Annotated in this window: 6 protein-coding genes; 3 read left to right on the forward strand and 3 right to left on the reverse strand. The window is 72.2% G+C overall.

Annotated features, from left to right (window positions below; genetic code table 11):
• The first annotated feature begins 54 nt into the window (after window positions 1-54).
• From GTZ93_RS22555 to traB, 3 genes are all read left to right on the forward strand, one after another.
• Entirely contained in the window at window positions 55-1,119 is a 1,065-nt protein-coding gene (locus tag GTZ93_RS22555) for a hypothetical protein (RefSeq protein ID WP_120574821.1), read from the forward strand.
• Window positions 1,120-1,305: 186 nt separating this feature from the next.
• Window positions 1,306-3,366 (forward strand): outer membrane exchange protein TraA, encoded by a 2,061-nt coding sequence (gene traA, locus GTZ93_RS22560; protein ID WP_139919815.1) that lies wholly within the window; start codon window positions 1,306-1,308, stop codon window positions 3,364-3,366.
• The gene (gene traB, locus GTZ93_RS22565) at window positions 3,363-4,979 is read left to right on the forward strand and encodes an outer membrane exchange protein TraB (protein ID WP_161662977.1); all 1,617 of its coding nucleotides are present in this window, start codon (window positions 3,363-3,365) and stop codon (window positions 4,977-4,979) included. The genes traA and traB overlap by 4 nt, the downstream gene beginning before the upstream one ends.
• A 60-nt stretch (window positions 4,980-5,039) precedes the next feature.
• Here the strand turns inward: traB and GTZ93_RS22570 are convergent, their stop codons facing one another.
• From GTZ93_RS22570 to GTZ93_RS22580, 3 genes are all read right to left on the reverse strand, one after another.
• Entirely contained in the window at window positions 5,040-5,879 is an 840-nt protein-coding gene (locus GTZ93_RS22570; RefSeq protein ID WP_139924263.1) for an Ig-like domain-containing protein, read from the reverse strand.
• A 116-nt stretch (window positions 5,880-5,995) separates the two neighbouring features.
• A complete protein-coding gene (locus tag GTZ93_RS22575) occupies window positions 5,996-9,976 on the reverse strand; it encodes a protein kinase domain-containing protein (protein WP_261778748.1) in 3,981 nt (1,326 codons plus the stop codon).
• 109 nt (window positions 9,977-10,085) lie between these two features.
• Window positions 10,086-11,957, reverse strand: coding sequence for a lipase maturation factor family protein (locus GTZ93_RS22580; protein WP_161662978.1), 1,872 nt, complete (start codon window positions 11,955-11,957; stop codon window positions 10,086-10,088).
• Window position 11,958 lies beyond the last annotated feature (1 nt).

The raw sequence follows: 11,958 nt of genomic DNA on the forward strand, positions 1-11,958 counted from the left end.
ATGGCGGCGAGACTTCGTGCCTCGTCGCCACCGATGCGTCATGCTGGGTCCGCCATGACCGGTCCGGGCCCGGAGGCGGGTTCTCCTCTCATCCTGTCGTTCCGTCACCTGCTGACCGAGTCCGTCAGTGCGTTCCTCGACGAGGCGGACATGACATGTCCGCAGACGGCGGACGCGCTCAGCGAACTGCTGGTGACGCTGTCGCGCTACCGCGAAGAGGGCGCGCTGCTGTTCCCCACCGCGTTCCTGGGTGACGACCTGGGCGCGATGCTGGAGATGCTGGGCGGGCACGACCCGATTCCCCTGGGCTCGGGGCCGCGCAACCGCGACACCATCCAGCGTGCGCTCAAGCAGTGCGCGCCGCTGGGACAGGGGCGCTGGTGGGCGCTGTACCTGCTGCGTGAGCCCTCGGGCCTCACCTACGGCATCTTCCGGACGGATCCGTTCCCCCTGGCGGAGACTCCGCTGGAGCGCCTGCGGCACGCGCCGGACCGGGGCGCACGGGTGGTGGGCGTGTTGCAGCTCGCGGACAACATCATCGAGCTGCGCGGAGGCGGCGGGCTGTGCCGGCACGTGTACCTGTCCGGCGCGCGCGTCGACCTGGAGCCGCCCTCCGCGGTGCTGGACGCGCTGGCGAGCGCGGTGACCGAGCAGGTCCTGCCCTCCAGCCGCGAGTACGCGCGGGGCTTCTTCCGGCGGGTGCTGTTCGAGGTGATGCAGTCCTCGCACGGCACGCTGGTGGCGGTGCTGCCCCGCGAGCGCGCGGGTTCAGCGCTGTTCGTGGACGGCATCCTGTTGCCCCGGCCCATGGACGTGGTGGCGTTGCTGGACCGGCACCACGCGACCCAGGACGGCAGCGCGGCGTCAGCGGTGCGGGCGGCCGCGCAGCTCTTGCGCGGCATGATGGCCACCGACGGCATCACCGTGCTGCGCGCGGACGGGTGCATCCTCGGGTACAACGTCTTCGTGCGTCACCCGGAGACCCTGGCGCGGCAGCCGGGCTTCTTCGGTGGAGCCCGCCGGCGGACGTTCGAGGTGCTGTGCGCGGCCCTGGGGAACGAACTCGCCGCGGCGTTCATCCGCTCGCAGGACGGGGACGTCGCGTGCCGTCGCGCGTGACGGTTTCCTGTTTTGCGCGCTGTCCGGATTGATGGCGGCCCTGAGGGACAGAGGACCCTGCAGGTCGCATTCGGGCACTGGGACTCGGGACGTGGGCGGAAGGTTGAGAACGTCAACTTAATCTGTAAGGCTGCGCGCGCTTTGCGCACAGCTCCCCTCCCGCTCCGCGCGTACGCCGCGCTGTCCCTGCTCGCCGTGTGCCTCGCGAGCGCGCCTGCCGTGGCACAGAAGCTGCCGGCCGTCGTGGTGACTGGGGCACCCGCGGCGCCCTCTCCGGTCAACGATGTCGGAACAGGGCTCTGCATGGCGTCCAACGTGTGGACGCGCACCGCGGCGGAGTATCCGCAAAGTCAGTCGCTCTATACGGACGTCCTGAATGCATACATGGAGGAGAACCGCGGTACGCGCATGACCTCCGTGCTGCGCTCCGCGTTCGACCTGTCGAACAACCTGAACGACGGTCGCATCCTGAGCTACGGCGACTTCATCAATGTGGTCTCGGGCTGCGCGCAGGGCGGCTGCCCATTCCACTACAACGATTCGACCACCCGGTTCGTCTCCCGCTTTCGCGGCTACTTGAACGTCACTCCGAGCATGGTCGGGCGGGTCCTGCACTTCGGCTTCTATGCCGACGACGCCATCAGCCTCGTGCTGTTCGACAAGGCCAGCGCGCGGTACGACATCGTCATCCGGCCACCGGAGCTCGGTGCGGCCACGCGACGCACCACCAACTCCGTCACCTTCACGCAGTCCGGCCTGTACCCCATTGAGTTGCTCTACGTGCAGATCGTGGAGCACGCGGCGCTGGAGTTCTCGGTTCTAGACGGCCCGTTCACGGACTACGACCGCCCGGCGAATCAAGTTCCGGTCGTCCCGCTCAACACCAATGGGTTCAACCTGGTCCAGCCCGCGCAGCTGTTCCAGACCGAAACCGGCCGACCGTCGTTCCCGGACAACCTGGACCAGTGCGTCCAGTGCAACCGCCAGTTCGCGAATCAGCCCGGCAATGGCAGTTGCGGTTCGTCCTACTACTGCAACTCCGCTGCGCTCTGCGCGCCCTGTGACACGAACCTCCTTTGCGGAAGCACGTGCACGCCGTGCGGACCAACCGCGCCCATCTGCGCCGAGGTCAACGGCCAGTTCACCTGCGTCGCTTGCACCCAGAACAGTGACTGCGCCACGGGCCGCTGCGACACCACCACCAACGTGTGCACCGGCTGCGTCCGCGATTCCGACTGCGGCTCCGGCCAGGTCTGCGACGAGCCGAACTTCACCTGCGTCCAGTGCACCTCCGACGCGGAGTGCCCCGGCAGCCAGGTCTGCGACCTCACCGCGAACACCTGCGTCGAGTGCAACAAAGACACCCAATGCGACCGCGGTGAGAGCTGCTCCAACAACGTCTGCACGCCTTGCAACACCAACGACGCCTGCGCCGGCAACTCCTGCAACTGCTGCCCCAATGGCACCCAGTGCGCCGCGCCCACTCCCGGCGCCCCGCCCTCCTGCGTCGAGTGCACCACCGACAGCCAGTGCTCCAACGGCCAGCGCTGCGACACCCTGAACGGCGCCTGCGTCGACAGCGTCGCCGAGTGCAACACCTCCGACCGCTGCGGCCCCGGCTGCTCCAAGTGCCCCGGTGAGCGCCCCTACTGTCTCGACGGCGAGGTCTGCGTCCAGTGCCGCAACGACCTGGAATGCGGCGACGGCCAGACCTGCGTCAGCGGTGAATGCAGCTCCTGCACCACCGACAAGCGCTGCGGCCCGCGCTGCGACTCGTGCGGCGAGGGCGCTCCGTTCTGCCTCTCCGACGGCACCGCGCAGAACAGCGTGTGCGTGGGCTGCGTCAACGACACCGACTGCGGCAGCGGCAAGTGCGACCCCACCACCCGCACCTGCACCAACACCGGCGCCTGCGCCGTGACGTGCGAGCAGGGGCGCGTGTGCGACGGCTCCACGTGCGTCGAGTGCTTCGCCGATGCCCACTGCCCCTGCGGCGGCACCTGCGACCTCACCTCCAACACCTGCCTCGAAACCTGCGCCGACAGCGGCGACTGCCTGGGCGTCGAGTTCTGCTCCGCCGAAACCCAGCAGTGCGAACGCGGCCGCCGCAAACCCGGCACTGAACCCCAGGGCGGCGCCTTCTGCTGCGGCACCACCGCCGAGGATACCCCCACCGGCAGCACCGCCATGCTGGTCACCCTCGCCCTGGGCTTCCTCTTCCTGCGCTCCACTCGCCGCGTCCGATGAAGCCCTCCCGCGCGCCGCTCCTCCCGCTGCTGCTGGCCCTCGCGCTGTCCACCGCCGCCCACGCCGCGCCGGATCCGCGCTTCAACATCCAGGTCTTCCGCCCGTCCGGCGCGCCGCAGGACCTGGTGATGGTCACCCAGTCCCGGCCCCTGTCCCACCTGTCCGTCGCCGCCGGGCCCTACTTCAGCTACTCCCTCAACCCGCTCTCCCTCGTCCCCAAGGACGGAGACCTGGGCTCCATCAGCCTCGTGGGCAACCGGCTCCAGCTGGATGTCATGGCCACGGTGGGCCTCTTCGACTGGTTCGAGGTCGGCGTGGACATGCCGCTCGTGCTCCTGCAGGGCGGCCAGAACCTGGAGGTCATCGGCACCGAAGGGCCCGTGGAGAGCTTCGCCCTGGGCGACCTCCGCCTCATGGGCAAGGTGGCCATCCCCGGCTTCCGCCGCTCCGCGGAGGGCCACGGCTGGGGCGCGTCACTCACGCTCAACGTCAGCTTCCCCACCGGCGTGCAGGAGGCCTTCGCGGGCGACGGCGAGCTCACCTGGGCGCCGGGCCTGGTGCTCGACTACCGCTTCGAGTCCGGCATCCTCCTCGCCTTCAACGGCGGCTTCTGGAAGCGGCCGGACGTCATCTTCAGCGGCACGCAGCTGGGCGACATGGCGCCGTTCGGCCTGGGCACGGAGGTGCCCCTCTTGCGCGGCAGCGGCATCACCGCGCTCGGCATGGTGAACGGCGCGTTCGGCCTCAAGAAGGCTCCGGGCCAGGAGCGGCAGATTCCCGCGGAGCTGCTCATCGGCCTGCGCTGGTACAGCTCGCTGGGCGTCACCTTCACCTTCGGCGGTGGCCTGGGCTGCGGCTGCTCGCTGGCGTCGCCGAACCTGAGCTTCTTCACGTCCATCATCTGGGTGCCCGCCAAGACGCGCGAGTGGGAGGCCATCGAGCGCTTCAAGGAGCCGCCCGAGCCGCCCCCGCCGCCCGTGGACCCCGACAACGATGGCGTCATCGGTGAGCGCGACCGCTGCCCCAACCTCGCGGGCCCGGTGGAGAACAGCGGCTGCCCGGACACCGACGCGGACTCCGACGGCGTGGTGGACCGCATCGACAAGTGCCCGGACGTCCCGCAGGGCAAGCGCGGCCGCGACGGCTGTCCGCTCGCGCGCACGTCGGGGAACAAGATCGTCATCCTGGAGCAGGTGAACTTCGCCACCGACCAGGACGTCATCCTCTCCGAGTCCTATCCGGTGCTGGAGGAGGTCGCGCGGGTGATGGAGGAGAACCCGAAGATGGACCGCATCCTCATCGAGGGTCACACCGACTCGCGCGCCAGCGACCAGTACAACCTGGAGCTGTCCAAGCGCCGCGCCGCCAGCGTGAAGCGCTTCCTCATCGAGACCGGCGTCGCCGCGGAGCGCGTGTGCTCGCAGGGCTACGGGCGCAGCATGCCCCTGGCCGACAACGCCACGGAGGAAGGCATGGCCCTCAACCGCCGCGTCGAGTTCACCATCCAGCCGCCGAGCGATGGTCCCCGCCCGCCCTGCCCGGATGACGCGGAGGCCGCGTCCAAGAAGAAGGGCGGCAAGCAGCGCCCCGCGCCGCCCAAGAAGCAGCCGTAGCGGCCGTCGCCTCGGGGTCCGCCGCTCCCGTGCGGCGGGCCCGGCGTCGAAACGGCGGAGCTACTCGACGATGAAGTCCGCGGCCGTGCGGCGGCGGCCGGCCACCACCGACACCACCGCGCGGCCCTTGCCCACGGCCGTCACGCGGCCCTCGGGCGATACCGTCACCACGGCGGCGTTCGAGCTGAACCATTCCAGCGGCACCTTCTCCAGCGCCACGCCGTTGCGGTTGTACGCACGCGCCTGGACCATCACCGACTGGCCCTTCTTCTTGAAGGTGTACGAGGTGAGGTTCAGCCCCAGGCGCGCGAAGTCCGGCGGCACCACCTGCACAGCGATGGCGCGGTGCAGGTGCCCCAGCGTCGCGGTGACGGTGGCCACGCCGGCCGACGCGGCGATGAGCTCGCCGCTCTCCACGCGCGCCACGGCCTCGTTGCTGGAGCGGAAGTCGGGCGCCGCGTCGGGGATGACGTGGCCCGCTTCATTGCGCGCCACCACGCGCATCTTGAGGGTGCGCCCCACCTCCACGAAGTCCGCGCCCGGCGCGCGCACGTCCAGCGACGCGAGGATGGTGAGGTCCAGCGGCAGCGCCGCCTTCGCCCGTCCGCCCTGCACGCCGATGATGGTCTTTCCGGACTTGCGCGCCACCACCGTGCCGTCTTCCAGCACGGAGGCCACCTCCGGCGCGGAGCTGGTCCAGCGCAGGCGCGTGTCCATCATCTTGCGCCCATCCGCGTCCAGCACCGTGTAGCTGAGCGGCAGGTTCTGCCCCTGCGTGCGCAGGTAGCGCAGCTCGGGCGGATCCAGGGTGATGGTCGTGGGCGACGGTCCACACGCACCGAGTCCACCCAGCGCGAGGAAACCCAACAGGGAAAAGGAGATGGGACGTGAGGTCTTCACGAAGGCAGGCACGGGGGCAGGTGGGGAAGGGCCGAGTCTACCGGTGGAGCACTCAAAGGGCGTGAAAACCGCGAGCGCCCGCGTCGAAGTCCGCGCGCCTGCACGCCTGCTGACGACTACTGCCCACTTCCACGGCGCGGGGTCCGGGCCTCCATCGCCCCCAACACCTGCGCGGCCAGGGCCTCCCCCTCCCGCCAGCCCGCCACCCGGGCGCGCTCCCTCGCCTGCTCCAGCCGCTCGCGCGCCTCCGGCGCCCGGCCTCCCGCCACCAGCAGGCGCCCGGCGTTGTAGTGGATGCGCGCCACCTCCTGTGCGTCCCCACCCTGCTCGGCCAGGGCGAGCGCGCGCTCCAGGTCCGACAGCGCCTGGGCCGGCTCGCCCGCGAGGACCCGCAGGCCCGCGAGCTGCGACAGCGCCCGCGCCTGGCCCACCGCGCTGCCCACCGACCGCGCCTGCTCCGCCGCGCGCGTGAAGGCCACCCGCGCCCGGTCCAGCTGCCCCAGCCGCTGCTGCAGCCGGCCCAGGAGCAGGTAGTGCTCCCAGAAGAAGTCCGCCACGTGCGGGGTCCGGTTCCCCATGCGCTGGAAGGCGCGCGCCAGCAGCTCCACCGCGGCCGTCGTCTCGCCCTTGGCCTCGCGCACGCGCGCGAGCTCGCCCAGCACCAGGGCCTCGGCCTCCGGATCCGAGCCCGCCGGCCCCTGCGCCATGCTGAGACGCACCTCCGCGTCGTCCACGCGCCCCAGCTTCAGCTCCGCGACGGCCAGGCGCCGCGCGGCCTCCGCCCACCGGCCGGGCGTCTGCATCACCGGCACGCGGTCCAGCCACGGCGTCACCAGCCCGTCCACGGCGGCGGGGTCCGTCTGCGTGAGACATCCCGCCGCGCGCGCGAGCACGTCCAGCTGCCAGCGCACCACCGCCGCCGTCGCGCCGGGCGCCCGGCCCAGGGCCCAGCGGAAGAACTCCACCGCCGAGCGCCACTCGCCTCGCGCCGCGAACCAGTCGCCCGCCCGCTCGCACGCGACCGGCGCGCCGGAGGCATCCGCGCCCAGCAGGTGGTCCGCCACGCGCACCTCGCGGGCCGGCTCCTGCACGAACGCCTCGTCCTCCAGCGTCTCCGCCAGCTCCTGGTGCGCGCTCCGCAGCTGCGGGGGCGACAGGCGCTCGCGCAGCACCTGCCGCGCCTCCTCGCTCGTGAAGCGGAAGATGCCGGGCTGCCCGGGCACGGGCACCACCCACTCCGCGTCCTCCAGCACCCCGGCGCCGTCCGTGGCCGTCAGCGACGCGCGCACCAGCTCCGCGGAGAAGAGCGAGCCCTCCACCGCGGCCCGCTGGAGGAAGCGCAGCGACGCGGCGGGCAGCAGCTCCAGCCGCGCGCCCAGGGCCTGCCCCAGGCCTTGCGGCAGCGCTGCGGGGGACAGCGGGCCATTGGACTGGAAGCCGCCCTCCGTGCGCTGCAACACCCCCACCGACACCAGCAGCCGCACCAGCGCCAGCGCATGCGCGGGATTGCCGCGCACCCGGTCCGCCACCGCCCGCTCCAACGACGGCGACAGGGCCAGGCCCAGGCTCGCGGTGAGCAGCGCGTTCAGCTCCGACGGCGACAGCCCCTCCAGCACCGTCACGGGCAGGGACGCCAGGGACGTGGGCACCGCGTCCACGTCACCCGTGGCCACCAGCGACACTCCCAGCTCCTTCGCCGTGAGCAGCCCCGCGAGCATCTCCAGCGACGGGCCGTCCACGCGGTGCACGTCGTCCACCAGCAGCAACAGGCCGGACGGCTTCGCCACGCGCTGGATGGCGTCCACCACCGCTCCGTCTCCCGCCGGCAGGAGTCCGCCGCCCACGGGCGCGCCCCGCGCGAGCCTCCGCCAGAGCGCCGCGGCCTCCGATTCGGAGAAGCCCAGCCCCGACAGCGGCGGCAGCGACGCGTCTCCGCCCGTGGCGGTCCGCGACAACGCGGCGAGCACCGTGCGCCACAGTCCCAGCGCTCCCGCGGAGCGAGGGTCTCCACCCCACGCGTACACCACGCGCGGCGAGGCGCCCGCGGCCAGCTCCGCCACCGCCTCCAGGAAGCGGCTGCGTCCCACGCCCGAGGGCCCCACGAAGAGCCGCGCGCCGCCTTCGCCCTTGCACGCCGACTCCACCACCATCGCCGCCTGGGTCAGCGCCTCGTCGCGCCCCACCAGCGCGTCCACGCGAGTCGCGGGCGCTCCGGACTCCACCCGCCACGCCGTACCGCCGGGCAGCTCGCGCGCCACGCCGATGCGCACCCCGCCCGCCTCCACCAGCAGCGCCTTCACCGAGGCGCCCACCAGCAGTTCGCCAGACACCGCCGCGTCCGCCAGCGCCTGCGCCCGCTCCAGCCCCAGGCCGGACAGCCGGGGCGCCCCGGCCTCCGCGCTCGAGCGCACCACGCCGGACTCCAGGCCCCGCCTCACGCTCAGGCCCGCGCCGCCCAATTCCTCCGCGCACTTCAGCGCCCGCGTCGCGTCGTCCGCGCGAACCTGCGGCAGGCCGAACGGCAGACACCAGTGCGTGTCCGACAGCGCCATCGCCTCCACGTGGTGGCGCGCGGAGACCTGCGCCACCACCTCGCGCAACCGGGCCGCGTGGGCCGGCTCGCCCGCGACCACCAGCAGCGTGAGCCGGCGCATCTGCGCCTGCGCGTCCATCGCGCGGATCTTCACCGTGGGGCCCGGAGCCTCGTCTCCCAGGGCCGGAGGTCCGTCGTCGTCCCCGGTGGCGGACGGCGGCGCGGCCAGGATGGAAGCCAGGGGCGCGGGCACCTCCATCGTCGGGTCGGTGGGCGGCTCGTGCACGGCGCCGTCGCCGCGACGCGCGGGCGCCTTGGCCGTCGGCGCGTCGGGGAGATCCTCGTCGCCCAGGTGCATGGGCGGCTCGCGCAACGCGGGCATCAGCGGGAGCTTGGGCGCGGCGCCTCCGGACGAGGGCGTGAGCAGCTTCTGCGCGGCGTCCACGCCCATGGGCGTGAGCGAGTTGCCGCACGCGGGACAGAAGCGGCTGGTCGCGCTGGTGGACTGGCCACAGCGCGGGCACGACACGTTGGAGGGCTCGCGGACCTGGGGCAGCCCGGGCTCGCCGCTGCCCGCGTCGCGCAGCCGCGCCAGCACCGTGTCGCCCACCAGCCGCGTCACCACCGCGGGGACGCTCTCCTCCGGCGGCTCCGGCGTTTCATCCAGATAGGACTGGAGCGCGCGGGCCACGTCCGCGCAGCGGGCGAAGCGCTGGCCGGGGGCGCGGTGGAGCATGCGCAGGATGATCTGCTCCAGCAGCGGCGACAGCCCCTCCACGAACTGCGAGGGCCGGGGCACCGCCGCCAGCGCGATGCGCCGCATGGCCTCCGCGGGGTTGTCCGTGTCGATGAACGGCCGGCGCGTGCACAGCTCCCATAGCACCACGCCCAGCGCGAACTGGTCGCTGGTGCCGGAGACGGGCTCGTTGCGCACCTGCTCCGGCGACATGTATCGCAGCTTGCCCTTGAGCACGCCCGTGCGCGTGCGGCTGGCGCGGATGGTCGCCTTGGCCACGCCGAAGTCCACCACCTTCGTCAGGCCGTCCAGGCGCACCATGATGTTCTGCGGGCTGATGTCCCGGTGCACCAACTCCAGCGACGCGCCCTGGCTGTCTCGCGCGTGGTGCGCGTGGTCCAGCCCCAGCGCCGCGTCGCGGATCATCTGCGCGCAGACGCGGTGGGGCAGCGGCGTGCCGGCCCGCTGCGACGCCTTCGCCAGGCGGCCCAGGTTCTCGCCCTCGATGTACTCCATGGCGATGTAGAACGTGCCCTGCCACGCGCCGACCTCGTACAGCGAGACGACGTTCGGATGGTTCAGGTGCGCCGCGACGCGGGCCTCGTCGAGGAACATCTCCACCGAGCCGTCGTGCTCCAGCAGGTCCGGCAGCAGGCTCTTGAGGATGACGGGGCGCTCGAAGCCGCTGACGCCCACCTGACGTGCCAGGAAGATTTCTCCCATGCCCCCCACGGCCACGCGGCGCAGCACCGCATACCTGCCGAAGATGAGGGAAGACGGGGATGCACCGGACACCATCGCCCTTGAACCGTACCCAGCGATCCCCATCCCCCGCCAGTCCCCGGCCCTTCGCTTTCGCACGGGGAGCCATTAGCCGTTCCTCCCCCGTGTGGGGTCCTGGCGTACCGGGCGCGAGTTACATGGACCCAGGCATGTTTCAGACGTGCCAGGTCAGCCGCCCCGCCTGCTCGGACGACCCGGGCGCGAGGGTCAACGGCGACACATACAGCCCGCGCCGCTCCCGCTTCCACCAGGCCCCGGTGCGCTGGCGCTCCGTCCGGGACGTCATCCGGTAGTCGTGGAGCACCGCCCGTACGAGCCGGGGCGGACGGGCTGGGAACGGGTTGGACGCGAACAGCCCCAGCACCTCCGGCGAGCCCTCCAGCAGCCGCTCCATCAGGGCCAGGAACCACGAGGGCGGCGACCCCAGCGCGGCGAACCACATCTGCCAGTCCAGCCGGGGCTGATGCGGGGCGACCTGTCGCGGTGGGCGGTCCACGCCCGACGTCTTGTATCGGAACGGGTACTCCAGCCAGTGCTCGCCGTCGTCCGAGCCCTCCACCGTGATTTCCGGCCGGTCCACCGTCATCACCGCGAACAGGCCGTAGGAGTTCACCGAGTGCAGCGGCATCACCCGGTCCTCCAGCCAGTCCACCGCCCGCACCAGGCGCTCCGGGCCGCGAGGCCACCACCCCATCCGGCGCAGCTGCTCCACGGTGCCCAGCATGAGCAACGGCACCGCCGCGGCCACGGACAGCGCCATGCCTGGCACCGACGGCCGCCGCGCGGGCCCCGCATCGCGCCACAGTGTCTCCGGCAGCACGCGCCGCAGGGCCGCGTCGTCCAGCAGCCACAGCCCCAGGGCCAGCGACTGGACGTTGAAGAAGCCGTAGTTGCCCGTGGTCATGATGGCCGCCTGCAACGCGGAGAGGATGCCGAACGCGGCCTGCCGCACGCGCCGGGGACCGAAGGCGAGGAAGGGCACCGCCGTCTCCGCCGCCAGCACCGCCGCCGTGCCCGTGTGGCGCACCTGGCGCGGAAGCTGGTGCGCGGCCCAACCGCCGCGCGTGGGCAGGGGCGCGGTCTCGAAGTACACGTCGCACGCGCTCAACTCGCGCCACGTCCGGTCGCCCGAGTGGAACTTGCTGATGCCCGACCCGAAGTAGAGCCGGAACACGAGCATCCGGAAGAGGAACACCTCCAGCGCGGACACGTCCCGCTTCCCCAGCCCGGGCCTCACGCCGACCGGCGCGGTGAGCGCGCCCACCAGCCCCATCTCCAACAGCAGCACGTCCCACTGGAACGACAGGAACTCGCGCCCCAGTGACACGTAGGACAGATACAGCGCCCACAGCGCGGCGGCACTCGGGAGCGGGGCCACGTTGAGGAGCAGCGCCAGCGACAGGGCCTGTCCCACGCGGCAGCCGCGCACCAGCGCCGCGTCCGACGCGTCCTTCCAGAACACGGAGGGACGGCGCCAGCGGCCCTGCGCGGCCCAGCGCTCGGACTGGGCGACGTCGCGGATGGGACGGATGCCCTTCTCCCCGTAGAGCCCCAGCACCTGCTTCCCCAGCGACGTGAAGGCGATGAGGAACGTGCCGCCCAGCAGTCTCATGAAGGCCCACCGCACCAGCCGGTGCTCCGCGGGCTCCGTCACGCGGCTGAACAACCAACTGTCCCACCGCGACGCGCGCCGGCGGTGGTGCGCGATGACCGAATACACCGCGCCCGCCACGTGCCGGACGCCGGGCACCAATCCCAGACGCGCGGCCAGACGCGTGCTCCAGCGGGGCGACCAGGCGAGCATGCGGAAGACGGCCTCCGCGCCGGACGAGCGGCGCCCCGACGGCTCCACCAGCTGCATCGCCCGCCGCATGTCTTTCTTGGAGATGCCCAGGAGCTTGAGCAGCCATCCGCTCCCGCGCGCGAAGCGCACCCGGCCACCGGTGTCCTGGCGCCAGCGAGCCACCCAGCGCATGCAGAAGCCGCAGTCCCCATCGAACAGCACCAGCGGTTGCATCTCGCGCATC

The sequence above is a fragment of the Corallococcus exiguus genome (genome assembly GCF_009909105.1).
In the GTDB taxonomy this organism is placed as follows: Bacteria; Myxococcota; Myxococcia; order Myxococcales; family Myxococcaceae; genus Corallococcus; species Corallococcus exiguus.

Coding starts and splice junctions, on each gene's coding strand:
- traB (WP_161662977.1), top strand. CDS start 3,363: ATGAAGCCCTCCCGCGCGCCGCTCCTCCCGCTGCTGCTGGCCCTCGCG.
- GTZ93_RS22555 (WP_120574821.1), top strand. CDS start 55: ATGACCGGTCCGGGCCCGGAGGCGGGTTCTCCTCTCATCCTGTCGTTC.
- GTZ93_RS22580 (WP_161662978.1), bottom strand. CDS start 11,957: ATGCGCGAGATGCAACCGCTGGTGCTGTTCGATGGGGACTGCGGCTTC.
- GTZ93_RS22575 (WP_261778748.1), bottom strand. CDS start 9,976: ATGGGGATCGCTGGGTACGGTTCAAGGGCGATGGTGTCCGGTGCATCC.